Source organism: Mesoflavibacter zeaxanthinifaciens DSM 18436, assembly GCF_000422365.1.
In the GTDB taxonomy this organism is placed as follows: domain Bacteria; phylum Bacteroidota; class Bacteroidia; order Flavobacteriales; family Flavobacteriaceae; genus Mesoflavibacter; species Mesoflavibacter zeaxanthinifaciens.
In genome coordinates this window covers 354,844-380,107 of record NZ_AULQ01000002.1, presented here as the reverse complement: position 1 = coordinate 380,107, position 25,264 = coordinate 354,844, and the positions used below count along the sequence as shown (strand labels likewise).

At 30.8% G+C, this 25,264-nt stretch carries 21 protein-coding genes; 11 read left to right on the top strand and 10 right to left on the bottom strand.

Going from position 1 to position 25,264, the window contains the following annotated elements; all coding sequences use genetic code 11:
- Window positions 1-313, top strand: a 313-nt coding sequence (locus H574_RS0104530; RefSeq protein WP_027879423.1) for an OmpA family protein, incomplete at its 5' end; no start/stop codon positions are given.
- 212 nt (window positions 314-525) lie between these two features.
- Here the strand turns inward: H574_RS0104530 and H574_RS0104525 are convergent.
- The 3 genes from H574_RS0104525 to H574_RS0104515 are packed head-to-tail and all read right to left on the bottom strand — an operon-like array spanning window position 526 to window position 2,151.
- Window positions 526-1,020, bottom strand: coding sequence for a YciI family protein (locus H574_RS0104525; protein WP_027879422.1), 495 nt, complete (start codon window positions 1,018-1,020; stop codon window positions 526-528).
- Window positions 1,020-1,499, bottom strand: coding sequence for a CYTH domain-containing protein (locus tag H574_RS0104520; RefSeq protein WP_036227066.1), 480 nt, complete (start codon window positions 1,497-1,499; stop codon window positions 1,020-1,022). Before H574_RS0104520 ends, H574_RS0104525 begins: the two co-directional genes overlap by 1 nt.
- A gap of 1 nt (window position 1,500) precedes the next feature.
- Window positions 1,501-2,151: a lysoplasmalogenase gene (locus H574_RS0104515; RefSeq protein ID WP_027879420.1), complete on the bottom strand. Its 651-nt coding sequence runs from the start codon at window positions 2,149-2,151 to the stop codon at window positions 1,501-1,503.
- A gap of 31 nt (window positions 2,152-2,182) precedes the next feature.
- Between H574_RS0104515 and dinB the strand changes: the two genes are divergently transcribed.
- Entirely contained in the window at window positions 2,183-3,286 is a 1,104-nt protein-coding gene (gene dinB / locus H574_RS0104510; protein WP_027879419.1) for a DNA polymerase IV, read from the top strand.
- 112 nt (window positions 3,287-3,398) lie between these two features.
- On the opposite strand, the gene pyk is transcribed toward dinB, so the two are convergent.
- The 5 genes from pyk to H574_RS0104485 all read right to left on the bottom strand — a co-directional run bounded on the left by pyk (window position 3,399) and on the right by H574_RS0104485 (window position 7,707).
- Window positions 3,399-4,841, bottom strand: a complete 1,443-nt coding sequence (gene pyk, locus H574_RS0104505) for a pyruvate kinase (protein ID WP_027879418.1) — start codon at window positions 4,839-4,841, stop codon at window positions 3,399-3,401.
- Window positions 4,841-5,326, bottom strand: coding sequence for an IPExxxVDY family protein (locus H574_RS0104500; protein WP_027879417.1), 486 nt, complete (start codon window positions 5,324-5,326; stop codon window positions 4,841-4,843). Before H574_RS0104500 ends, pyk begins: the two co-directional genes overlap by 1 nt.
- A gap of 125 nt (window positions 5,327-5,451) precedes the next feature.
- Complete coding sequence (gene rnc / locus H574_RS0104495; RefSeq protein WP_027879416.1) at window positions 5,452-6,198, bottom strand: ribonuclease III; 747 nt, start codon at window positions 6,196-6,198, stop codon at window positions 5,452-5,454.
- Between the two features lie 13 nt (window positions 6,199-6,211).
- Window positions 6,212-7,462: a beta-ketoacyl-ACP synthase II gene (gene fabF / locus H574_RS0104490; RefSeq protein WP_027879415.1), complete on the bottom strand. Its 1,251-nt coding sequence runs from the start codon at window positions 7,460-7,462 to the stop codon at window positions 6,212-6,214.
- An 11-nt stretch (window positions 7,463-7,473) separates the two neighbouring features.
- Window positions 7,474-7,707, bottom strand: a complete 234-nt coding sequence (locus H574_RS0104485; RefSeq protein WP_027879414.1) for an acyl carrier protein — start codon at window positions 7,705-7,707, stop codon at window positions 7,474-7,476.
- Window positions 7,708-7,878: 171 nt separating this feature from the next.
- On the opposite strand from H574_RS0104485, the gene purN reads away from it, so the two are divergent.
- The 4 genes from purN (at window position 7,879) to H574_RS0104465 (ending at window position 12,075) form a co-directional block, all read left to right on the top strand.
- Window positions 7,879-8,445: a phosphoribosylglycinamide formyltransferase gene (gene purN, locus H574_RS0104480; RefSeq protein WP_027879413.1), complete on the top strand. Its 567-nt coding sequence runs from the start codon at window positions 7,879-7,881 to the stop codon at window positions 8,443-8,445.
- Window positions 8,438-9,079, top strand: coding sequence for a ribonuclease H1 domain-containing protein (locus tag H574_RS0104475; protein ID WP_027879412.1), 642 nt, complete (start codon window positions 8,438-8,440; stop codon window positions 9,077-9,079). The genes purN and H574_RS0104475 overlap by 8 nt, the downstream gene beginning before the upstream one ends.
- A gap of 68 nt (window positions 9,080-9,147) precedes the next feature.
- On the top strand, window positions 9,148-10,071 hold the full coding sequence (locus tag H574_RS0104470; protein WP_027879411.1) for a PfkB family carbohydrate kinase: 924 nt from the start codon (window positions 9,148-9,150) through the stop codon (window positions 10,069-10,071).
- A gap of 105 nt (window positions 10,072-10,176) precedes the next feature.
- Window positions 10,177-12,075 carry an amidophosphoribosyltransferase gene (locus H574_RS0104465; RefSeq protein WP_027879410.1) on the top strand — a complete coding sequence of 633 codons (1,899 nt, stop codon included), beginning with the start codon at window positions 10,177-10,179 and terminating at the stop codon, window positions 12,073-12,075.
- A gap of 263 nt (window positions 12,076-12,338) precedes the next feature.
- Here the strand turns inward: H574_RS0104465 and H574_RS0104460 are convergent, their stop codons facing one another.
- Window positions 12,339-12,947, bottom strand: a complete 609-nt coding sequence (locus H574_RS0104460; RefSeq protein WP_027879409.1) for a superoxide dismutase — start codon at window positions 12,945-12,947, stop codon at window positions 12,339-12,341.
- A 136-nt stretch (window positions 12,948-13,083) separates the two neighbouring features.
- On the opposite strand from H574_RS0104460, the gene H574_RS0104455 reads away from it, so the two are divergent.
- From H574_RS0104455 to H574_RS0104435, 5 genes are all read left to right on the top strand, one after another.
- On the top strand, window positions 13,084-16,227 hold the full coding sequence (locus tag H574_RS0104455; RefSeq protein WP_027879408.1) for a UvrD-helicase domain-containing protein: 3,144 nt from the start codon (window positions 13,084-13,086) through the stop codon (window positions 16,225-16,227).
- A gap of 138 nt (window positions 16,228-16,365) precedes the next feature.
- A complete protein-coding gene (kbl, locus tag H574_RS0104450; protein ID WP_027879407.1) occupies window positions 16,366-17,559 on the top strand; it encodes a glycine C-acetyltransferase in 1,194 nt (397 codons plus the stop codon).
- 126 nt (window positions 17,560-17,685) lie between these two features.
- The gene (locus tag H574_RS0104445) at window positions 17,686-19,119 is read left to right on the top strand and encodes an OmpA family protein (RefSeq protein ID WP_027879406.1); all 1,434 of its coding nucleotides are present in this window, start codon (window positions 17,686-17,688) and stop codon (window positions 19,117-19,119) included.
- A 72-nt stretch (window positions 19,120-19,191) separates the two neighbouring features.
- Window positions 19,192-21,939 (top strand): PD-(D/E)XK nuclease family protein, encoded by a 2,748-nt coding sequence (locus tag H574_RS0104440; RefSeq protein WP_027879405.1) that lies wholly within the window; start codon window positions 19,192-19,194, stop codon window positions 21,937-21,939.
- A gap of 2 nt (window positions 21,940-21,941) precedes the next feature.
- Window positions 21,942-22,784 carry an alpha/beta hydrolase family protein gene (locus H574_RS0104435; RefSeq protein ID WP_027879404.1) on the top strand — a complete coding sequence of 281 codons (843 nt, stop codon included), beginning with the start codon at window positions 21,942-21,944 and terminating at the stop codon, window positions 22,782-22,784.
- Here the strand turns inward: H574_RS0104435 and H574_RS13945 are convergent.
- Window positions 22,781-25,141, bottom strand: coding sequence for a hybrid sensor histidine kinase/response regulator (locus tag H574_RS13945; RefSeq protein WP_036227065.1), 2,361 nt, complete (start codon window positions 25,139-25,141; stop codon window positions 22,781-22,783). The two genes, H574_RS0104435 and H574_RS13945, sit on opposite strands and share 4 nt — an antisense overlap.
- Window positions 25,142-25,264: the final 123 nt, after the last annotated feature.

Here is a 25,264-nt window from a genome sequence, read left to right as displayed (position 1 = left end):
TGACAAATCAAACATTACTGCAAAAGCAGCGTTTGAATTAGACAATTTAGTACAAGTGATGAATAAATACCCAGATATGGTTATAGAAGCGACGTCTCACACAGACTTTAGAGGTTCTGATAGCTACAACCAAGGTTTATCAGAAAGACGTGCACAAACTACAAGACAGTACATTATCTCTAAAGGTATTGATGCTAGCAGAATATCTGCATCTGGTAAAGGTGAAACTGAGCCTGCTGTAGATTGTAACCCTTGTAGCAAAGAACAACACCAACTTAACAGAAGAAGCCAGTTCTTAATTGTGAAGCAGTAATCTAAATTTTATGCTGAGATAATCAGCTTTATTAATATTAAAAAAGCGGTAATTTGAACCAATCAAATTACCGCTTTTTTGCGTTAAGGATGGTAGTGGCATCCTTTTTTTGCTTCCATATAAGGCAAAAAAAGATATAACGAACAGCCTGTTAAAACGCCCAAATCTTTACAATAAAAAAAGCCTCACTAATTAATTAGCAAGGCTTTAGGTTATCGTAATTTAAAACCTTTTGCTGCCCACCATGGATGAATTTCGACCTGAAGTCTACCTGCTTTAACCATAGGGTCTGAATTAGCTAAACTGTCTGCTAACTGTTGGTTAGGTACATTGTAAATTGTGATACCTCTAATATCTCCATCATCACCAAATGGGCCAGATATGTCTGCAAAACCCATTTCGTACATTTTTCCTAAATGAGCTAAATGCTGGTCTTGGAGTTGTTTAGCTTCTTCTTCGTTTTGACTTCTTATAGGTCCTGCTTTTAAAAAAACTATGTAATATTCTTGCATTAAAAAGGTGTCTTTAGTTTTTTCTTCTACATAATAGAAAGTTTTAAATCCTTTGTTTTTTAATAAAGAATCTTGCTCTTTAATAGATAGTTTATTGGACTCTTTAACTACCTGCTTGTCTTGTATATCTACATTTTTATTTTCTGTTTTACATGCTAAAACTGATAAAGAAGCAAAAATTAAAAGTCGTTTCATTATTTCCATGTTTTAAAAGGTTGATTACTTAACTGAGAGTTATAATATTTAATATCTCCTGTTACTTCTTCTCCTAACCAATTAGGTTTTTCAAATATTTCGTTTTCATTATTAAGCTCTACTTCTGCTAAAACTAAACCCTTATTGTCTCCAAAAAATTCATCAATTTCAAAAATATGATTTCCTAGTTTTACTTCGTAACGCATCTTATCAATAATTCCTTTTTTACATAGCTTAAAAAGCTGTTCTGCATCTTCTTTTTTAATTTCTTTTTCCCACTCAAACCTTGATAGTCCATCATTTGAAGAGGCTCCTTTTATTGTTAAAAAACCCTTATCTCCTTTAAGTCTAACTCTAACGGTTCTTTCTTTATCTGTACTTAAAAAACCTTGTTTGATATGTGTTTTATTAAAAGCTTCCTCTTTAAAAACCTGAGATTTAACCAAAAATTTTCTTTCTATTTCTATTGTAGATGACATATTATTTATTGATTGGTATATATAATGCGGACAGTGCTATAAAACATATTGCAGCCCAATAAGTAGATAATATAATTAATTCTGAAAAAGAAAACTTAATAACGAACATATTATAAGCTAAAACGGTATCAGAAATTAAAAATAAAATAGCTCCTACAGCTACTATTCTATAAACTTTATTACTATTTAAAAAATATAAATTTAATGCTTGCCAAGCCATAATAACAATACAAATTATATACAAAATAACTGGTATTAATAATTGCCCTAAATTATCTTTTAATACAAAAAACATTGCTATTGCAAAGAGTATTAAAAACACTAATGGTTTAAAATTATATAAAAATCCATTGACAGTTGTAAAGGCATAAGTAAACAATATATGACCTAATAAAAATGAAGTTAAACCGTATATAAATAAATGCTCAAACATTAATAAAACATCGCCTATTAAACAGAAACACAAACCAAGAATTATTATTAAAGCGTATTTACTTAATTTAAGTTTAATGAAAATTATAGGTAAAAGTAAAATCAAAACCGTTGTCAAAGGTTTTAAAATATAAAACCAATTAATAAACTTAAAAAATGAGGTGAAAATAGCGGTTAATGCAACAATAAAAGTTATTAAAAGGTAGGTGGATTTTTTCATAATTATACATTGTAATTTATAAATTTACATCATGTCAAGTAATTTACCAATAAGAAAAATTATTCATGTAGATATGGATGCATTTTACGCATCTGTAGCGCAAATGGATAATCCAGACCTTAAAGGTAAACCCATTGCTGTTGGTGGCGGCGGTACGCGCGGTGTTATAAGCGCTGCCAGTTATGAAGCTAGAAAATTTGGTGTTAAAAGTGCTATGTCTGGTCAATTAGCAAAAAAACTATGTCCTGAATTAATTTTTGTAAAGTCAGATTTTGGACGTTATAAAGAAATCTCTAACAAAATTAGAGCTATTTTTTTTGATTATACCGACTTAGTTGAACCTTTATCTCTAGATGAAGCCTACTTAGATGTAACACAAAACAAAAAAGGAAATCCTAGCGCATCTTTAATTGCTGAAGAAATTAGAAATCGAATTTACAATGAGGTTGGCTTAACAGCATCTGCAGGAATTAGTATTAATAAATTTGTTGCTAAAGTTGCTAGCGATTATAATAAGCCAAATGGACAAAAAACAGTTAATCCTGAAGAAGTTTTAAATTTCTTAGAAGCTTTAGATATAAGGAAGTTTTATGGTATCGGTAAAGTTACTGCCGAAAAAATGTACCAAAAAGGCATCTTTACTGGTAAAGATTTAAAGTCAAAAACTATTGAATACCTAGAGCAACATTTTGGTAAATCTGGCGCCTATTATTATCATATTGTAAGAGGTGTACATAACAGTCAAGTAAAGCCAAATAGAATTAGAAAAAGCCTTGCTGCAGAGCGTACATTTAGTAAAAATTTATCTTCCGAAATATTTATGCTTGAAAAATTAGAGCATATTGCCGAAGAAGTATCTAAAAGGTTAGGAAAAAACAGTGTTGCAGGAAAAACAGTAACATTAAAAATTAAATACAGCGATTTTACTTTGCAAACTAGAAGTAAGACTCTACCCTATTTTTTTGCAGATAAGTCTGTAATTTTAGAAACTGCTAAAGATTTATTATATCAAGAAAAATTAAATAATTCTGTGAGATTATTAGGTATTTCTTTATCAAACTTAAATACAGAACAAAACACTAAAAAGACAGAAGAAAAGAAAAGCGTTAGCGTACAATTAAAATTTAAATTTTAATAAAAAAACCAGCTTCTTAGTAAGAAACTGGTTTTTAATATTTATACCATTGTTAGTTGCTCTTTTATAGCAACTACAAAAAGCGTGATTTGATAGGGTAATGCCCTAAAACTTAAAAATTACAACTTTCTATTTCTGTTACTCTTAATGTATTTACCATTCCTTTATCTTGTATTGGCATGGCAGCAAGACTTATTAACATGTCTCCTTGTTCTAAAAAGCCTTTTTTACAAGCTATTGCATTAACATCTTCAATAGTCTCATCTGTACTTACATATTTATCATAATAAAATGCAGTTACGCCCCAAAGTAAACTTAACTGTGTTAAGATACGACGGTTAGAAGTAAATACTAAAATATGTGCGCTTGGTCGCCAAGCTGAAATTTGAAACGCTGTGTAACCACTATTTGTTAATGTTGAAATTGCTTTTGCATCAATCTCATTAGCCATATTTGCAGCATGATAACATATAGATTTTGTTATATATCGTTTAGTACGGATATGTGGTGGCGATTGTGGTACTTTAATTAAGTCTGAATCTTCAACACTTTTAATAATGTTAGACATTTGACGAATTACTTGTACAGGATATTGTCCTACACTAGTTTCTCCTGATAACATTACTGCATCTGCACCATCCATTACCGAGTTACCTACATCATTAACTTCTGCACGAGTTGGCGTTAAACTATTAATCATAGTTTCCATCATTTGTGTGGCTATGATTACTGGTATTCTAGCTTTTTTAGCACGTAATACTAATTGTTTTTGTACTAATGGTACTTCTTCTGCAGGAATTTCTACACCTAAATCTCCACGTGCTACCATTAAACCATCACAGTAAGCTACAATTTTATCTATGTTTGCTACACCTTCTGGTTTTTCTATTTTAGCAATAATTGGTATTTTATGGTCACTATTTTTCTTAATCAACTCTTCTAGCTCCATTAAATCTTCTGCATGTCTCACAAAAGAAAGTGCAATCCAATCTACACCTAGCTTGCATGCAAAAATTGCGTCTTCTACGTCTTTTTCTGTTAAAGCTGGTTGAGATATATTAGTATTAGGTAAGTTAACTCCTTTTTTAGATTTTAATGGTCCGCCTTGTATTACTTTGGCAACAACTTCTTTTTTCTTGTCTGTAGAAACAACTTCAAAAATTAATTTTCCATCATCTAATAGAATACGCTCTCCTGGTTTAGCGTCTTGAGGAAAATTATCATAAGTCATGTAGACACGTTCTTTTGTACCTTCAAATCTTTCTCCTGTTGCAAAAATAATTTCGTCACCTGGATTTACAATAACTTCTTCTTTCATTACACCAACGCGTAATTTTGGTCCTTGTAAATCTGCTAAAATAGAAGCATTGTAACCATACTCTTCATTTAGTTCTCTAATCATTTTAACTCGCTCTTCTACATCTTTATAATCTGCATGAGAGAAGTTAATTCTAAATACGTTAGCGCCTTCGTCTAACATTCCTTTTAATACCTCTTTACTACTTGTTGCTGGTCCTAAAGTTGCAACTATTTTGGTTTTTTTTCTTTTTGGCATTAGTCGAATATTAAGTTGTTTTTAGTTTTTAAAGTATCCACATCTATACTATAAGCTGTAACTACTTGTGGTATTTCTAACAGTTTGTTTAGTATCTGTTTTTCTTTGTTAATCGTAAGGTCTGTTTCTATCTTAAGCAGATAATTAACCTTTTTATATTCTGGAAGCAAGTAATGTGTGGTCGAACCAAAATTTTCGTTTCCAAAAAGTGAGTTAAGTGACTGGTTTTGTTCTTGTTTTACTTTACAAATATTAGAGACTAGATGATAGGTTACATGTTGCTGTTTTTCATCAAAATCAAATAGTGCAAATCTTGATTTGTCTTTTGTAAAACAAACGTCATCTTTATTTCTTTTTAGTTGTAAATCTAAAACTTGATTAATTAAATAGGCTAATCTAAAATCTTCTATGGTACAATGTATACCTATCAGGCTAAACTGTTCTTCTTCAAAAAAATCGTCTAACAATAATTTTTTTACAGCCATTTTATTTACTTAACTAAATGTAAATATAATGTTTAAACGCTTATTTTAAGCATGTTTTACGTATTCTTAACATGAAAAAATACGAAAACGTTGTAGTGTTGTGTTCCTTTTTTAAGATGAAATATTTACAGAATAGCAGCTTTTGTTATCTGTTTTTGAAAAGCAAAAAAGGCTCTTTTGGATGCTTTTTCTTCTGCCTTTTTTTTGGAAGTTGCTCTAGCTTTTGATACGATTTTATGATCAATAGATAATTTTACAGCAAAGTGTTTTACACTACTATTACCTGTGTCTTCATAAACATTATAATCAAAATGTTTTTTTTCTTTTTGACACCATTCTATCAACAAACTTTTATAGCTAATCACCTTACCTTCAAGTTTTTCTATATCTACGTAAGGTTCGATAATTCTATCTTCTATAAATTTTTCGCAGGCTTTATAACCTTTATCTAAATAAATGGCTCCTACTAATGCTTCAAAAAGATTACCATGAATGTTATCTCCAAATTGTCCTTTAGGTATTTTACTTTCAACAAGATTAATTAAACCTAAGTCTTTTCCTAACTCATTTAAATGCTCTCTACTTACAACTTTAGATCGCATTTTTGTTAGATAGCCTTCATCGCCACTAGGTACTTCTGTATATAAGTAGTGAGCTATTACGGCACTTAGCATAGCATCTCCTAAAAACTCTAAACGCTCATAGTTTACTATGTGCCCTTTACTATCTCTAATATTCATAGAGCGATGCGTAAAGGCTGTTTTATAGTATTTAAGATTTTTAGGTTTAAAGTTTACAATCTTAGATATAGACATAAAAAATTCCCCTTTGTCCTTAGACTGGGAATTAAATATGTTTTTAATACGTTTCATGTAAATTTTTGAACTAATCTATTTTCTTAAACAATACGCAAGCGTTATGTCCTCCAAAGCCAAAAGTATTGCTCATAGCTACTTTAATATCTCTTTTTTGAGGTTTGTTTAATGTTAAGTTTAGTTCTGGATCAATATTTTCGTCTACAGTTGTATGGTTAATTGTAGGAGGAACAGTACCGTTTTCCATAGCCAAAATAGATGCAATCGCTTCTATAGCTCCTGCTGCACCTAACAAATGACCAGTCATAGATTTTGTTGAGTTGATATTAATGTTTTTAGCATGATCACCAAAAACTGCTTTGATAGCTTTTAATTCAGCAACATCACCTAATGGTGTAGATGTTCCGTGTGTATTAATATGATCTACTTCTTCAGGTTTTAAACCTGCATTTTCTAGACAGTTTTTCATAACAGCTATTACTCCTATTCCATCTGGATGTGGTGCTGTCATGTGATATGCATCTGAAGATAATCCTCCACCAACAACTTCGGCGTAAATTTTTGCACCTCTAGCTTTAGCGTGTTCATATTCTTCTAAAATTAATGCGCCTGCTCCTTCACCTAAAACAAATCCATCTCGTGTAGCATCAAACGGTCTTGATGCAGTTTCTGGACTATCGTTTCTTGTAGACAAAGCATGCATAGAATTAAACCCGCCCATTCCTGCTATAGTTACTGCAGCTTCACTACCACCAGTAACGATAACATCACAGTGTCCTAAACGTATATAGTTTAAGGCATCAATTAATGCATTTGCTGAAGATGCACATGCAGATACAGTTGTGTAGTTAGGACCCATAAATCCATTTTTAATAGATATGTTTCCTGGTGCGATATCTGCAATCATTTTTGGGATAAAGAAAGGATTAAATCTTGGTGTACCGTCTCCTGCTGCGTAGTTTAAAACTTCGTTCTGAAACGTTTCTAGTCCACCAATTCCTGCTCCCCAAACAACGCCAACTCTAAGTTTGTTGACCTTGTCTAAATCAAGGTTTGAGTCCGCAATAGCCTCGTCTGACGCGACCATTGCGTACTGTGTAAACCTATCCATTTTTCGGGCTTCTTTTCTATCAAGAAAATCTGTTGCCACGAAGTTTTTTAACTCGCAAGCAAAGTTAGTTTTGAATTTTTCGGTATCAAAATATGTTATAGGCGCTGCACCACTTTTTCCATTAACAAGTCCATTCCAGTACTCGTCTTTAGTGTTTCCTATTGGTGTTAGCGCACCTAAACCTGTAACTACTACTCGCTTAAGTTCCATAAATATTGTGCTTATTTTGCAGCTTCAATATAAGATACAGCTTGACCTACTGTTGCAATATTTTCTGCTTGGTCATCTGGAATTTGAATATCAAATTCTTTTTCGAATTCCATAATTAATTCTACAGTGTCTAAAGAATCTGCTCCTAAATCGTTTGTGAAGCTTGCTTCGTTTACTACTTCGTTCTCATCAACACCTAATTTGTCTACGATAATCGCTTTTACTCTTGATGCAATGTCTGACATAATTTTAATTTTTTAGTTTTAATTAAGTGGCAAAAATAAAAAACTTTAATTTAAAACACACTTTTAGTTGAAAAATGTGCTACTAAATTAAATAATTAAATCGGTTTTGCCCGTAATTGTTAATAATTATTACTTTTTTTGTTTGAAGAATTTAACACTGAAACTATATAAATGAAACGTGTAGTAATTTTTGCGTCCGGTAGCGGAAGTAATGCTGAAAATTTAATAAAGTTTTTTCACAATAGTGACAATGCTTCTGTTGTTCAGGTATTGACTAACAATCCTCATGCCAAAGTCTTAGAAAGATGTAAAAGATTAAAAGTTAGCGCTTTATCATTTAACAGAATTGCTTTTACACAAACAGAAGATGTACTTAATATTTTAAAATCTTCTAATCCAGATTTGATTATTCTTGCAGGATTTTTATGGAAGCTTCCAGAAAATATCTTAAAAAATTTCCCAAATAAAGTGATAAATATTCATCCTGCGTTATTACCAAAATTTGGCGGTAAAGGTATGTATGGTATGAATGTACATGAAGCTGTTGTAAATAATAAAGAAACAGAAACTGGTATTACAATACATTATGTAAACGAAAATTACGATGAAGGCGCTATCATATTTCAAGCAAAATGTAAGGTTGAAGCTTCAGACAGCGCTGAAGATGTTGCTACAAAAATTCATAAATTAGAAATGGAACATTTTCCTAAAGTGGTTGATCGACTTTTAAATGAGTAAAAAGAAAAAAAAATATTATACCGTTTGGAAAGGTCACAACACCGGTGTGTTTGAATCTTGGGACGATTGTAAGGCTCAAATTAAAGATTTTGAAGGCGCGCAATACAAATCTTTCACAACATTTGATGCTGCAAAAAAAGCTTTAAAAGGAAACTATTTTGACTACGTTGGAAAAAATAAAACATTTAAAAGCGAACTCTCTACCGAACAACTAAAAAAAATAGGTCAACCTAATTACAATTCCATTTCGGTTGATGCCGCTTCGTCTGGAAATCCTGGCGTAATGGAGTATCGTGGTGTAGACACCAAAACCAAAAAACAATTATTTATTCAAGGTCCTTTTGAAGAAGGCACCAATAATATAGGCGAATTTTTAGCTATTGTCCACGGGTTAGCATTTTTAAAACAACATAATAGTGACCGTATTATTTATACCGACTCTAAAACCGCAATAAGTTGGGTTAAAAAGAAAAACTGCAACAGTAAATTAAAACGTAACCATAAAAACAAACCAGTTTTTGATTTGGTAGATCGTGCTGTAAAATGGCTAAAAGAAAACACGTATACTACTACAATCGTTAAATGGGAAACCAAAGCTTGGGGAGAAATTCCTGCAGATTTTGGCAGAAAATAAGTTAAATCTTCTTTCATTTAAATACTCAGTAAAAATCGTATATTTGCGCCTTAATTTAAATCGCCCTTATGAGCAAATTAGTAATAGTAGGTACTGTAGCTTTTGATGCTATTGAAACACCTTTTGGAAAAACAGACAAAATACTTGGCGGAGCAGCAACTTACATAGGTTTATCTGCTTCAAATTTTCAGTTAGATGCAGCTGCAGTTTCTGTAGTTGGTGGAGATTTTCCTCAAGAATATCTAGACCTTTTAAAAGATAGAAATATTAATATTGAAGGAATAGAAATAGTTAAAGAAGGTAAAACCTTTTTCTGGAGCGGTAAATACCATAACGACATGAACTCTCGTGATACTTTAGCAACAGAGCTAAACGTATTAGCAGATTTTAATCCTATCGTACCAGATAATTACAAAGATTCTGATGTTGTAATGCTAGGTAACTTACATCCTATCGTACAAATTGGTGTTTTAGACCAAATGACAAAAAAACCAAAACTAGTAGTTTTAGATACTATGAATTTTTGGATGGATACAGCTTTAGACCAATTACATGAAGTTATTAAACGTGTAGACGTCATTACAATTAATGATGAAGAGGCAAGACAACTAACCGGAGAATACAGCTTGGTTGTTGCAGCAAGAAAAATACATGAAATGGGTCCAAAATACGTAGTGATTAAAAAAGGAGAACATGGCGCGTTACTATTTCATGATGACAATGTATTTTATGCACCTGCATTACCTTTAGAAGAAGTTTTTGACCCAACAGGAGCAGGAGATACTTTTGCTGGCGGATTTGCAGGTTACTTAGCAAGCACAAATGATGTTTCTTTTGAAAACATGAAAAACGCAGTCATTTACGGTTCTACTTTAGCCTCATTTTGTGTAGAAAAATTTGGAACCGAGCGTATGCTTACACTAACACAAGACGAAGTAAACAAACGACTGCAACAGTTTAAAAACTTAACACAATTTGAAATCGAATTATAAAACCTATGCGCTCTAATTTTTTTGAGCGCATTTTTTATTAACTTGTTTTAAATTAAGGACATAAAAATTTATCATTCTTAAAAAACAACACACAACACAACTAAGATGAGTGATGCTTTAAAACACGAATGCGGAATAGCGCATATTAGATTATTAAAACCATTAGAATACTACAAAGAAAAATACGGTAGTGCCTTTTATGGTGTTAATAAAATGTATTTAATGATGGAAAAACAGCACAATCGCGGTCAAGATGGTGCTGGATTTGCGAGTATAAAATTAAATACAAATCCTGGAGAACGATACATAAGTCGTGTAAGATCAATACAACAACAACCTATTCAAGATATTTTTGGTCAAATTAATAGTCGTATTAATCAAGTACTAACAGAACATCCAGAATATCAAGATGATGTTGCTTTACAAAAAAAACACGTTCCTTACATTGGCGAAGTGCTTTTAGGACATGTACGTTACGGTACATTTGGTAAAAACAGTGTAGAAAGTGTACATCCATTTTTAAGACAAAATAATTGGATGCACCGTAACCTGATTCTTGCAGGAAACTTTAACATGACCAATGTTAAAGAGTTATTTCAAAACCTAGTAGATTTAGGACAACACCCAAAAGAATATACAGACACCATTACTATAATGGAAAAAATAGGTCATTTTTTAGATGATGCAGTAAGTAAAGTCTATAAAGACCTAAAAAAAGAAGGATACAGCAAACATGAGTGTTCACCTTTAATTGCAGAACGTTTAAAAGTACACAAAATATTAAAACGCGCTGCTAAAAATTGGGATGGAGGATATGCTATGGCTGGACTTTTAGGTCATGGAGACTCTTTTGTCTTACGCGACCCAGCAGGAATTAGACCTGCTTTTTATTATAAGGATGACGAAGTTGTTGTTGTAGCATCAGAGCGACCTGTAATACAAACCGTTTTTAACGTAGAATTTGATGATGTAAAAGAACTAGAGCCAGGTCATGCTATAATTACAAAAACTTCTGGAGATGTATCTATAAAACAAATTTTACAACCTTTAGAGCGTAAATCTTGTAGTTTTGAACGCATCTATTTTTCTAGAGGAAGTGATGCCGAAATCTACCAAGAACGTAAAACATTAGGTAAATTGTTGATGCCTCAGGTACTAAAAGCAATAGATAACGACACAAAAAACACTGTTTTTTCTTACATACCTAATACAGCAGAAACATCTTTTTACGGATTAATTGATACTGTAGAAGAACATCTAAACGAAAGAAAAACACAAGATATTTTAAAAGGTAATGGTAATTTATCTAAAGAGCAGGTTATATCTATCTTAGAAGAAACACCTCGTATTGAAAAAATAGCCATTAAAGACGTAAAACTAAGAACGTTTATTACCGAAGACAGTAGTCGTGACGATTTAGTAGCACACGTTTACGATGTAACTTACGGCGTTATAAAACCAACCGATAACTTAGTAATCATTGACGATAGTATTGTACGTGGTACAACTTTAAAGAAAAGTATTATTAAAATGATGGATAGATTACATCCTAAAAAAATAATAGTTGTTTCTTCTGCACCACAAATACGCTATCCTGATTGCTATGGTATAGACATGGCTAACTTAGAATCTTTAGTTGCTTTTAATGCTGCTTTAGAGCTATTAAAAGAAAATAACAATTATAATTTAGTTGAAGAGGTTTACAAAAAATGTAAAGCACAAGTAGATCTTGCAGATAAAGACGTACAAAATTTTGTAAAAGAAATTTATGATCAATTTACTCCAGAACAAATTTCTGCTAAAATATCAGAGTTATTAACAGACAGTTCTGTTAATGCTGATGTAGAAATTATTTTTCAATCTGTAGACAATTTACACCAAGCTTGTCCTGAACATTTAGGCGACTGGTATTTTACAGGTAATTATCCAACAGCTGGAGGTAACCGTGTGGTTAACAGAGCTTTTATTAATTTTTATGAAGGCAATAAAGAAAGAGCTTATTAACTAATTTGAAGGGTTTTCTTACCTAAAAGTCCGTTAAGCGATTTTTTTTACGTTTTGACTATTAATTACAATTATTGAAATTAATCTTCGTTATATTTGAGCTTACCATAACATAAGTAGGTTAAGTTCATGGTAGATTTGGGGCAAAAAAGCTGGACTCTCGTCCGGCTTTTTTATTGAAACAAACAAATGATTATCAATGTTTTACAAAATAAAAAGGCAGACTAATTAGTCTGCCTTTTTATTTATATTTCAGTAGATAACTACTTAGCTTCAGCGTATCTTCTTTCTACTTCATTCCAGTTAATTACATTAAAAAATGCTTCAATATAATCTGGACGTCTATTTTGATAATTTAAATAATAAGCGTGCTCCCAAACATCTAATCCTAAGATTGGAGTACCTTCACAAGAAACACCTGGCATTAAAGGATTATCTTGGTTTGGTGTAGAACAAACTTCTACTTTACCACCTTTGTGCACACAAAGCCAAGCCCAACCAGATCCAAACTGTGTTGCTGCTGCTTTACTAAATGCATCTTTAAAATCTTCAAAAGAACCAAATTCTGCTTCGATAGCATCTTTTAATTCTCCAGACAAACGTCCTTTTCCTTCAGGATTCATTACCGTCCAAAATAAAGAGTGATTATAAAATCCACCTCCATTATTTCTAACAGCGCTATTAGACATATCTAGATTAGTTAAAATGTCTTCAATAGATTTTCCTTCTAAGTCAGTACCTTCAATAGCACCATTTAATTTTGTTGTGTATCCGTTGTGATGTTTACTATGGTGTATTTCCATAGTTCTTGCATCTATATGTGGTTCTAATGCATCATATGCATAACCTAATTCTGGTAATTCAAAAGCCATAATATATTTTTTTGTGGTTATTAATTTTTGTTTGTATCAAACTTAAAAATAATTTAGCTTTTTTCTCCAATAATGCTAATAATTTATAACTATTTTAAGATTGATTGTCCTTATCTTGTAACAAATTAGTTTTTTGATGAATAATATTGCTCCTTTTAAAGTATTTAACGCTTCTGCTGGAAGCGGAAAAACCTTTAACCTTGTAAAATCTTACTTAAAATTACTTTTTAAAACCGAAAATATTTTTGGGTTTAGAAACATTTTAGCAATGACATTTACCAACAAAGCTGTTGGTGAAATGAAAGAGCGTATTCTTAAAAAATTAAAAGATTTTTCTGAAGAAACCGTTTTAGATGGTAACGACGCTATGTTTAATGCTCTTTGTTTAGAACTAAGTTTACAACCAGAATACGTTAACAAAAAAGCCAAAACATTATTAAGTACCATAATGCATAATTATGCTGCTTTTGATATTAGTACGATAGATGGTTTTAATCACAGATTAATCAGAACGTTTGCTTACGATTTAAAATTACCCATCAATTTTGAAGTCGAGTTAGATACCGAAGCCCTTTTAATTGAAGCTGTAGATAGCCTAATAGCTAAAGCAGGAACCGACAAAAAACTTACTAAAATTTTAATTGATTTTGCTATTGAAAAAGCTGATGACGATAAAAGCTGGGACATCTCCAACGACTTAAATAAAATTGCAAAAAAACTTACCAACGAAAACGACATACCACATTTAAAAAAAGCTTTAAAGGACAAAACTTTGGACGATTTTGAAAGCTTAAAAATCAGCTTAATCAAACAAATTAAATCTACTGAAAACCAAATTATAGATAATGCTAAAAGCATTTTAACAACATTTGAAAATAACGGATTAACTAAAGCAGACTTTTCTAGAGGAACGCTTTTTAATCATTTTGAAAAAGCTTCATTATTACAAACAAACGGATTATATAATAATCAATTAGAAAGTAATATAGAAGAAAACAAAGTATACACTACAAAGCTAGATGCTAATAAAAAAGATATTATAGATAGTTTACTTCCAGAGATTGGTTTAACCTATAAAACCATAAAAGCAGCTGTCTATAATCTAACTTTTCTCAAAGCCATATATAAAAACGTTACACCACTTTCTGTATTAAATGCTATTAATACCGAACTTCAACTTATAAAAGACAATGAGAATAAACTATTAATTTCAGAATTTAATACACTAATTTCAAATCAATTAAAAGACCAACCAACACCATTTATTTACGAGCGTATTGGAGAAAAATTTAGACACTATTTTATTGATGAATTCCAAGACACTTCCGAAATGCAATGGAATAACTTAATCCCATTAATAGAAAACTCGCTTACCGCCGAAAATTTAAAAGGCGAAAAAGGAAGCACTATGATTGTTGGTGATGCTAAACAAGCTATTTACCGTTGGCGTGGCGGAAAGGCAGAACAATTTATAGATTTAACCGAAGATAAAAATCCTTTTCCTGTAGATAAAAAGCTCATTGAGCTTGAAGAAAATTACCGTAGTCACAAAAATATTGTCAACTTTAATAATTCGTTTTTTAAATACATTTCAAACACAAGTTTTAGAAATGAGCATTATGCAAATTTGTATAAAAAAGCACATCAAAATCCTACCATAAAAGAAGAAGGTTATGTAAGCTTTCAATTTTTAGATTTAAAGGAAAGCGAAGACGATAAAGAAACCCTTTATGCTAAAGAAACATACAATACCTTAAAAAAATGCTTAGATAATGGTTATGATTTAAAAGACATCTGTGTTTTAGTACGTAAGAAAAAAGAAGGTATTGCTGTAGCAAATTATTTAAGTGAAAACGACATTAAGATCATGTCTTCTGAAACAATGCTGATCGATAATTCCGAATCCGTTCAGCTAATCAATAACATCTTAAGATTATTAGTCAATCCAAATAATTTTGAAGTTAGAATTAATGTACTTCATTATTTAGCAAGTACTTTCAACGTTGAAGATAAACACACATTTTTTAATCAAAATCTAAAATTAAATGTTGATACTTTTTTTGGAAGCTTTAAACAATTTGGTATCGATTTTAATACTACAGAAATTGCACAACTTTCGCTATACGATAGTGTAGAAGATATTGCAAGACAGTTTAATTTACTACAAACTTCAGGTGCATTTGTACAGTTTTATTTAGACTTAGTTTTAGAGTTTTCTCAAAAACATATAACTGGTATTTCTGGATTTTTAGATTACTACGACAATAAAAAAGACAGCTTAAGTATTGTGTCTCCTAACAACCAAAATGCGGTACAAATAATGACCATACATAAATCAAAAGGTTTAGAGTTTCCTGTGGTTATTTTTCCTTTTGCCGATTTAGATATTTATCGAGAGATAGACCCTCAAGAATGGTTTCCAATAGATAAAACCCTTTTTAACGGTTTTTCAAAAACACTAATAAACTTTAACAGTGATGTAGAAAATTTTGGGGAAATTGGTCAAAACATTTACACCAAACATAAGGCAGAACAAGAACTAGACAATATAAATTTACTTTATGTTGCTTTAACAAGACCTGTAGAGCAATTACATGTTATTAGTAAAACAGATAATAATTTAAATGAATTAAATAGCTACTCTAAACTATTCCAATCTTATTTACAAACAGAACAACTATGGAGTGACAATCAAACCTTTTACGAATTTGGCAATTCAAAAAGAGAAATTATTCCAGTAGAAAAATCTTTAGACACTTCATCTAACAAAAACATTATAAGTGTTAACAAAAAGGAACACAACATTAAAATAATTACTAAGTCTGGATATTTATGGGACACTAATCAACAGCATGCTATAGAAAAAGGAAACATTATACACGATATAATGTCAAAAATCTATACAAAAGACGATATCGATTTTGCAATAAATTTAGCTTTAGACAATGGATTTATCAATGATGACCAAGTAGAAGGCATCACAAAAAACATAAATGATATTGTAAACCAAAAAGACCTTAAAGAGTTTTTTACAGATCAATATACAATTTACAACGAGCGTGATATTTTAACCAGCACAGGACAAATGATTAGACCAGACCGTTTAGTTATAAGGGACAATCAAGCTACAATTATTGATTACAAAACAGGGTTACCAAATCCAAAATACGAACAGCAATTAGAAATATATGCTACACATTTAAAAGAAATGGGATATCAAATTTCAAATAAAATTTTGGTTTTTATCAACGAGAATATTCAAACTAAAAATTACAATTAAGGCGTTACCCTTTTTCGTACAGACTACAAAGGGTCGTGCTATCCACTATATCTTTTTTGTTTTTAAAACAAAAAAGGATGTCGTTTCTATCACTAACGCAAAAACATTACTAAATTTGTAAAAAAACAACCCTTAATTATGTACACTAAAATTAAAGATCATTTAAATAAAGAATTACAAGACATAAAAGACAGTGGACTTTTTAAAGAAGAGCGTATAATAACTTCTGCTCAAGGTGCAGAGATTACATTAAATACAGGAGAAAAGGTTTTAAACTTTTGTGCAAATAATTACCTAGGTTTATCATCTCACCCAGAAGTCATCCAAGCGGCAAAAGACACAATGGATACTCATGGTTTTGGAATGTCTTCTGTTAGATTTATTTGTGGTACACAAGACATACACAAAACTTTAGAACAAAAAATAGCAGATTTTTATGGTACAGAAGACACAATATTATATGCAGCAGCTTTTGATGCAAACGGTGGTGTTTTTGAGCCATTATTAGGTCCAGAAGACGCAATTATATCAGACTCATTAAATCATGCATCAATTATAGATGGTGTTAGATTATGTAAAGCAGCAAGATATAGATACCAAAATAATAACATGGAAGATTTAGAAAAACAACTTATAGCAGCTAACGAAGCTGGAAGTCGTTTTAAAATTATTGTTACAGATGGTGTCTTTTCTATGGATGGTTTAGTAGCTCCATTAGATGAAATATGTGACTTAGCAGATAAATATGACGCTTTAGTTATGATAGATGAGTGTCATGCTACTGGCTTTATTGGCGAAACCGGTCGTGGTACTTTAGAAGAAAAAGGAGTAATGGACAGAATAGATATCATTACAGGTACTTTAGGAAAAGCATTAGGCGGAGCAATGGGTGGATACACCACAGGAAAAAAAGAAATCATAGAAATGCTACGTCAAAGATCAAGACCTTATTTGTTTTCCAACTCTCTAGCACCAGCAATTGTAGGAGCATCAATAAAAGTCTTTGATATGCTAGCTAATGATCACTCTTTAAGAGATCAACTAGAAGAAAACACAAAGTATTTCAAAAAAGAAATGAAGGCAGCAGGATTTGATATAGTAGATGGTGATTCTGCAATAGTTCCGGTTATGCTATATGATGCTAAGCTATCACAAATAATGGCAAATAGATTGTTAGAAGAAGGTATATATGTAATAGGATTTTTCTATCCTGTTGTGCCAAAAGAAAAAGCAAGAATAAGAGTTCAGCTTTCAGCTGCGCATACAAAAGAGCATTTAGACAAAGCTATTAACGCCTTTAAAAAGGTTGGCAAAACTTTAGAAATCATTTAATAAACAATTGTTTAAACCTTAATAAAAACCTTAAATAATCAATATTTTTATATATTTGTCTTTGTTAATAATATTTAACAGCTTATTTTTGCTTCTAATTAACACTTAAAAATTAAATTTTTGAATATGAAAAATCTTAGCAGATTAATGTTCACAATGTTACTTGTAACTACTATGGGTAATGTTATGGCACAAGACCAAAACAATCCTTGGGCTATCAACTTCGGTGTTAACGCAGTTGATGTGTTTCCAGTAGGTGAAGACGCTCCACAAGGAGGTTATTTTGACGAATTTTTTAATGTTGGTGACCACTGGAGTATTTTACCATCATTATCTACAATCTCTGTATCTAAATATGTAGGAGATAACTTCTCTGTTCAAGTTGGAGGTTCTGTAAACCAAATCAAAAAATGGGGACAAGATGCTACTTCTCCTAGTTTAGAAGTAGACGATTTAGCATACTATGCAGTAGATGGTAACGTAAGATATCACTTTGCTAATTTAATTAATTCAAAGAAAATTGACCCAGCAATTGGTATTGGTGGTGGTTACACTTGGATTGAAGAAGGTCCATACAACACTTTCTCTACAGCTGCTGGTACTAACAATACAGTAGGTGCTGGTACAGTTAATGCTTCTTTAGGTTTAACTTACTGGTTCTCAGAAAACATTGGTTTATTCGTAGAGTCTAAATACAAGCACTCTTTTGAAGACTATTTAACTAAGCACTTCCAACACTCTGCAGGTGTTGCTGTAAGATTTGGTGGAACTGATACTGACGGTGACGGTGTATATGACAAAGATGATGCTTGTCCAGAAGTATTTGGATTAGAAGCATTCAATGGTTGTCCAGATGCTGATGGTGACGGAATCGAAGATTCTAAAGACGCTTGTCCTAACGAAGCTGGTTTAGCTGAGTTTAACGGATGTCCTGACACTGACGGTGATGGTATTGCTGACAATAAAGATAACTGTCCAGAAGTTGCAGGTTTAAAATCTTTAGGTGGTTGTCCAGATGCTGATGGTGACGGTGTAACAGATGCTGATGATAAATGTCCTAATGAAGCTGGTCCTAAAGCTAACAACGGATGTCCTTGGCCTGATACTGACGGTGACGGTGTAACAGATAACGTAGACAAATGTCCTAACGAAGCTGGTACTGTTGCTAACGATGGTTGTCCAGAAATAGTTGAGCCAACTCAAGAAGTTATGGAGCAATTAAACAGCTACGCTAAAACTATCTTATTTGATACTGGTAAAGCTAGTTTCAAAAAACAATCTTACTCTGTATTACAGTCTATTACTGCAATCTTAAAAGAATATCCAGAGTCTAACTTTACAATTGAAGGTCATACTGATAGTGTTGGTAGCAAAACTTTAAACCAAAAGTTATCTGATGCTAGAGCTAACGCTGTAATGGCTTACTTAATTGAAAACGGAATTGACACTGAAAGATTAAGAGCTTTTGGATTTGGTGAAGATTACCCAATCGACACTAACGCAACTGCTGCTGGTAGAAGAAACAACAGACGTGTTGAAGTAAAACTTAAAAAAGACTAAGTTTTAATCAACAAATAATATAATTTATTAGAAAACGCTTCGGATAACCGAAGCGTTTTTTATTTTTATGTTATGATAAGTTTTATAACCAAAGTACTACTTGATTTACAAAAACAAAATGTAAATTTTAGTGATATAACATTTGTCCTTCCTAGTAGAAGAGCAGGTGTTTTTTTGAGGAAAGAATTAAGTAATATTATTAATAAAACATCTTTCTCTCCAACCATAATTAGTATAGAGTCTTTTGTTGAAGAGCTATCTCAACTTAAAACCTTAACAAATACAGAACTTCTATTTCAGCTTTATAATAGCTATATAGAATTAACACCAAAAGAAGAGCAAGAACCTTTTGATATCTTTTCAAAATGGGGTCAAATCTTACTTCAAGATTTTAATGAAATTGATAGACATCTAATACCTCAAAAAAATATATTTGAGTATTTATCTGCTATAAAAGATTTAGATCATTGGTCTTTAAATCCAAATCCAACTGATGTAGTAAACAATTATATAAAATTTTGGAATAAACTCTATCCGTTTTACAAACACTTTAGTAAAAGCTTAATAAATCAGAAAAAAGGATATCAAGGTTTGATTTATAGAGAAGCAGTAGATAACCTTGAAACTTATATTCAAAGCTGTTCTAAAAGACATGTTTTTGCTGGTTTTAATGCACTAAATACAGCAGAGGAAACCATTATCCAAGAATTATTACAAAATGATCTAGCAGCTATATATTGGGATATAGATAAAATATTTATAGATAGCTCATATCATGATGCAGGTTTATTTAAAAGAAAACATAAAGAAAATTGGAAGTATTTTCAGAAAAACCCATTTAATTGGAAAGAGAGTAATTATTCAACTTTAAAAAATATAAACATATTTGGTGTACCTAAAGCAATAGGTCAAGCTAAAACTATAGGAAATATACTAAATAGTTTATCAGAAAAAGACATAAAAAATACAGCTGTTGTTTTAGGTGACGAAAACTTATTATTACCAACGTTAAATTCTATACCAAAACATATTAATGCAATAAATGTAACTATGGGATTTCCTTTAAACTCAATCCCATTAGCAGCATTATTTGAGAAAATTTTTAGCGTACAAATAAATAATACAAATAACTATTACCATAAAGATGTTATTGACATACTAAAAGATCAATACTTAAGCACTGTTTTTAATAACAATTACACTCAAAAGATAGTCGATATTATAAACACAAATAATATAATATATCTAAGCAAAGAAAAACTGCTATCCTTATCACTTAATAGTGAACAGAGTGACATTATTAATATCATTTTTAGTAATTGGAATAATAATCCAACACTAGCTATTCAAAATAGTTTTAAGTTAATCCAGCTAATAAAAAATAAACTTATTGAAGACAGAAAATCTAACCAACTTAGTTTAGAGTATTTATATAGATTTAATGTGCTTTTTAATGAGATTGATAGACTAAATAAAAAGTTTAACACATTAACAAACATTAGAAGCCTGTATAATATTTACAAAGAACTTTTAAGTAGCGAGACTTTAGATTTTCAAGGAGAACCATTACAAGGCTTACAAATAATGGGAATGTTAGAATCTAGGGTTTTAGATTTTGAAACCGTAATAATAACAAACGTTAATGAAGGCGTTTTACCATCTGGCAAAACAAATAACTCTTTTATCCCTTTTGATGTAAAAGTTGAAAAAAACCTACCGACATACAAAGAAAAAGACGCAGTGTATACCTATCATTTTTACCATTTACTACAACGTGCAAAAAATGTATATATACTTTATAATACAGAAATAGACACGCTTTTAGGTGGCGAAAAAAGTAGGTTTATTAGCCAATTAGAGCTAGAAGGTATTCATCAAATTAATCATCAAATTATTTCGCCAGAAGTACCAAATTATCAACCTCAACTATTAGAAGTTAAAAAATCCGAAGCATTGGTAAATCAGATAAAAAGGTTAGCAAATAGCGGATTTTCACCTTCATCTTTAACCAGCTACATTCGTAATCCGATAGATTTTTATAACCAAAAAATACTAGGCGTAAAAGATGTTGAAGAAGCCGAAGAAAATGTTGCAGCAAACACATTAGGTACAGTTGTTCACAATACATTAGAAGCTTTGTATTTACCATTAATGGGAAGAATATTAACAGTAGATGATATTAAAAATCTTATCCCAAAAATTGAAAAATACATCACTAAATTTTTTAAAGACGAATACAAAGAAGGCGATATAACCAAAGGAAAAAACCTAATTGTTTTTGAAATTGCTAAACGATACGTTTTAAACTTTTTAAACTTTGAAATTGATACTATAAAATCTGGTAACGAGATAAAAATCATAGCTTTAGAAGAAAAAATTGAAGGCATAAAAATCAACATTGAAAGTTTAAATTTTGACATACACTTAAAAGGAACAGTTGATAGAATTGACACCTGTAATGGTATGACAAGAATCATAGACTATAAGACGGGAAAAGTAGAGCAAACCAACCTAACAGTTGTAAATTGGGAAGATTTGCCAACAGACTACAAAAAATACAGCAAGTCATTTCAGGTATTAATGTATGCATATATGCTGTCTAAAAAAACAGCTCTTAAATTTCCTGTGGAAGCTGGAATTGTTTCATTTAAAAATTTAAGTGAAGGGTTTATAAAATTTGCAAAAAAAGAAAAACCAGGTAACAGTAAAAAGGACACCAATATTACCGAAGACACTTTATCTGATTTTGAGTTAGAGCTAAAAAAATTAATTACAGAAATCTGTAATCCAAACATACCGTTTACCGAAAAAGAAGTCTAAAAATGATCAATAAAAATCTAGTTCTAAAAAGAGAAAATAACAAACCAATTGTTTGGGATGCCTTTTTTAACAATAATAACAAGAAAAAACCACTAATTATTTTTTGTCATGGATACAAGGGTTTTAAAGATTGGGGCGCATGGGATTTAGTTGCAGAAGCCTTTATGAAAGCCAATGTATTTTTTGTAAAATTTAATTTTTCTCATAACGGAGGTACAGTTGAACAACCTATAGATTTTCCGGATTTAGAAGCATTTGCAGAAAATAACTACTCTAAAGAACTTGACGATTTGGATGATATGATTACGTTTTTAACTTCTGAAGAAAATGAATTTTTAGATCAAATTGATATTAATAATATTTCTGTTATTGGACATTCTCGTGGTGGCGGAATTTCGATTTTAAAAACAAATGAAGACCAACGTATTAAAAAGTTAATTACTTGGGCTAGTGTAAGTAGCTTTGGCAAACGCACATCTACTACAGGTAATTTAGAACAATGGAAAAAGGATGGAGTTAAATACGTTTTAAACGGAAGAACAAACCAAAAAATGCCTCATAATTTTCAATTTTATCTGGATTTTAAAGCTAATGAGCAACGCTTAAATATTGAAAATGCAGAAAAAAATATTACTGTGCCTCACTTAATTATTCATGCAAAAGATAATCCTTCAGTTTTATACCAAGAAGCATTAAACTTAAACAATTGGAATCAAAAAAGTGAACTGTTTACAATAGATTACAGTAATCATGTTTTTGATGCAAAACATCCTTGGAAAGAAAAGGATATGCCCGATAATTTAGAAAAAGTAGTTAATAAAACAATAGCTTTTATTAAGTGCTAAGCTATCTTAAGTTTTGGCTTTATGCTAAAGTGATTTATTTTATCAAACAGTTCGTTTTTATCAATTGGTTTAGTCATATAATCATCCATCCCAATTTCTAACACACGGTCTTTAGTTTTTGGCATAGCATCTGCAGTTACTGCAATTATTGCAATATCTTTATTTAATATACTTGTTTTTCCTTCTCTAATGGCTTTAGTGGCTTCGTAGCCATCCATAATTGGCATTTGTAAATCCATTAAAACCAAATCATATGTATTATTATTTAATTCGTCTAAAGCTTCTTTACCGTTTTCAACAATGGTATAATTAAACCTTAAGTTAGCGCTTAATAGCTTTTTCATTACCATTTGGTTTAGTCGGTTATCTTCTACAACCAAGATTTGTATGCTTTTTTCTTGACTAGGCTGTTGTTCTTTTTGTACTTGTGCTTCTGCTTCAACTACTTGTAACGGTATATCTATATAAACATTTGTACCCTTATTTAACTTACTTTCTATAGAAATAGTACCTTCAAACAAGGTTACTAAATTTTCTACTATATTTAAACCTAAACCAATACCTCCAAATTGACGTTTGTGATTATTGCGCATTTGGTTAAAGCTGTTAAATACATTGTTTTTAACTTCTTCTGTCATACCAATTCCTGTGTCAGAAATCTGTATAGAAAACCGGTTAAAACCATTGGGTTGGCTTGAACATTTTAATTTAAAAACTATGGTGCCTTCTAAAGTAAATTTTACTGCATTACTTAATACATTATTTATGATTTGAATAAATCGCTCTGCATCGCCTTCTACAGTTTCTGGTATTTCAGAATCAATTTCAAATATATAGTTTAGTCCTTTTTTATTTGCTTCTACTTTCCAGTTATCACTTATATCTGTAATTAACTGTTTTGGGTTAAACTTATTGATATTTAACCTAAGTTGGTTAGACTCTATCTTCTCAAAATCTAAAATATCGTTTACATTGCTTAAAAGACTTAAGGATGCATTTTTAATAGTTTGATATTGTTCTTTTACTTCTGGATCATTAGTATCCAAATTTGATTGTACAATCCCTAGAATGGCGTTAATTGGTGTCCTAAGCTCATGACTCATGTTAGACATAAAATAGGACTTTAACTCACTTATTTCTTTTGTTCTTATAAGGGCTAATTCTTGAGAAGATTCGTTTTCTAATCTTAATTTTTTAATCAAATTTGTCATAGAAAGCGATAAGAAAATAACCTCTAATCCTGATCCAAACTTTGCGCTATTTAAAGTATAAAAATTATTAGGCAGCAAGCTTAAGTTATTCATTACAAAACCTAAAAGACCTATTACTAAAAAGAATATCCCTACTGAAAAGAAAGGATCAATTTTTACCTTTTTAACTTTTAAAATTGTTAAAGATGTTAATATTAACAATAAACTTATTAAGCCATTTAAATTACTTAAAGGATAAACAGCTTCCATAGTTATAGGCGAAATTACTGTCATTATAAAAAGTACAGCAATAGCAATATAAATACCATTAAAAATCTTTTTTAGAACTTTTAAACGTTTATCAATTTTTAAAAAATGTTCGCAATACTTCAAAAGAAAAAAGTTAGATAGTAAAGCTGAAACTAAAACTGCCTTGCTATTAAAAAACCCTGCATTAGTAAAGATAAATTGATAAATAAACCCATCTAAAGCACCTTGCATAAGCGCTATAGATAATACATAGCAACTATAATACAAGAAGGTTTTATTAGATAAACTGCTATAAAAAAACAAATAAACAATACCTGCTAAAAACAAAATACCGTAAAACAAACCTAAAAACAATTGCTGTTTGTAATTGGCTATTAAAAATTCGCTTTCAGAATAAAGGTTTAAAGGTACATTTATAGTTTCGCCATCACTACTTAATTCTAAATAAAAATCTTTTACAGTATTTGGCTCTAATTGAAGTTTAAAAACTGTTGATCTATGTGCTACTTGACGCTTATTAAACGGGATTTGATCTCCGCTTTGATATTTTGTAACACTACCTTTATTTAGTATGTACAAATTAGCTAAATCTGTTACTGGTCTTGCTGTTTCTAAATAATAGGTGTTTTTACTAGATGATGTGTTTTCTAAACTAAATGAGACCCAATAATTTGAAGACGTAAAACCTAAACTTAGATTATCTGATGGTATAGGTTTAAAATCAAGGTTTTTAGAAGCAACAACATCTTCAATTGACAACGTGTTATCTTCTACATTTACAAAACTAGCGTATTGGTAAAGTTTTCCTTTAGAGGTATTTGGGTTGAATACAATTTTATCTTGCGCAAAAGTTACCGCACAAAACAAAGCTATTAACAGCCAGGTTAGTTTTTTCATATTAGGTTAAGTTTAGGTTACTTACGAAAATGGGGTTTTGTAAGTTTTATAAATAAACCTATAAAACGGTTAACTGCTTAAAAAAATAGTTTAAGACTAAATATATTCGTTAAAAAGCAAAAG

Bases quoted from the DNA above. Each gene is read 5' to 3' on its own strand.
- rnc (WP_027879416.1), bottom strand. From the start codon at position 6,198: ATGAAACGTATTAAAAACATATTTAATTCCCAGTCTAAGGACAAAGGG.
- H574_RS0104445 (WP_027879406.1), top strand. From the start codon at position 17,686: ATGAAAAATCTTAGCAGATTAATGTTCACAATGTTACTTGTAACTACT.
- H574_RS13945 (WP_036227065.1), bottom strand. From the start codon at position 25,141: ATGAAAAAACTAACCTGGCTGTTAATAGCTTTGTTTTGTGCGGTAACT.
- H574_RS0104435 (WP_027879404.1), top strand. From the start codon at position 21,942: ATGATCAATAAAAATCTAGTTCTAAAAAGAGAAAATAACAAACCAATT.
- H574_RS0104455 (WP_027879408.1), top strand. From the start codon at position 13,084: ATGAATAATATTGCTCCTTTTAAAGTATTTAACGCTTCTGCTGGAAGC.
- purN (WP_027879413.1), top strand. From the start codon at position 7,879: ATGAAACGTGTAGTAATTTTTGCGTCCGGTAGCGGAAGTAATGCTGAA.
- H574_RS0104520 (WP_036227066.1), bottom strand. From the start codon at position 1,499: ATGTCATCTACAATAGAAATAGAAAGAAAATTTTTGGTTAAATCTCAG.
- pyk (WP_027879418.1), bottom strand. From the start codon at position 4,841: ATGCCAAAAAGAAAAAAAACCAAAATAGTTGCAACTTTAGGACCAGCA.
- fabF (WP_027879415.1), bottom strand. From the start codon at position 7,462: ATGGAACTTAAGCGAGTAGTAGTTACAGGTTTAGGTGCGCTAACACCA.
- H574_RS0104525 (WP_027879422.1), bottom strand. From the start codon at position 1,020: ATGAAACGACTTTTAATTTTTGCTTCTTTATCAGTTTTAGCATGTAAA.
- H574_RS0104440 (WP_027879405.1), top strand. From the start codon at position 19,192: ATGATAAGTTTTATAACCAAAGTACTACTTGATTTACAAAAACAAAAT.
- dinB (WP_027879419.1), top strand. From the start codon at position 2,183: ATGTCAAGTAATTTACCAATAAGAAAAATTATTCATGTAGATATGGAT.
- H574_RS0104465 (WP_027879410.1), top strand. From the start codon at position 10,177: ATGAGTGATGCTTTAAAACACGAATGCGGAATAGCGCATATTAGATTA.
- H574_RS0104470 (WP_027879411.1), top strand. From the start codon at position 9,148: ATGAGCAAATTAGTAATAGTAGGTACTGTAGCTTTTGATGCTATTGAA.
- H574_RS0104485 (WP_027879414.1), bottom strand. From the start codon at position 7,707: ATGTCAGACATTGCATCAAGAGTAAAAGCGATTATCGTAGACAAATTA.
- H574_RS0104500 (WP_027879417.1), bottom strand. From the start codon at position 5,326: ATGGCTGTAAAAAAATTATTGTTAGACGATTTTTTTGAAGAAGAACAG.
- H574_RS0104515 (WP_027879420.1), bottom strand. From the start codon at position 2,151: ATGAAAAAATCCACCTACCTTTTAATAACTTTTATTGTTGCATTAACC.
- H574_RS0104460 (WP_027879409.1), bottom strand. From the start codon at position 12,947: ATGGCTTTTGAATTACCAGAATTAGGTTATGCATATGATGCATTAGAA.
- kbl (WP_027879407.1), top strand. From the start codon at position 16,366: ATGTACACTAAAATTAAAGATCATTTAAATAAAGAATTACAAGACATA.
- H574_RS0104475 (WP_027879412.1), top strand. From the start codon at position 8,438: ATGAGTAAAAAGAAAAAAAAATATTATACCGTTTGGAAAGGTCACAAC.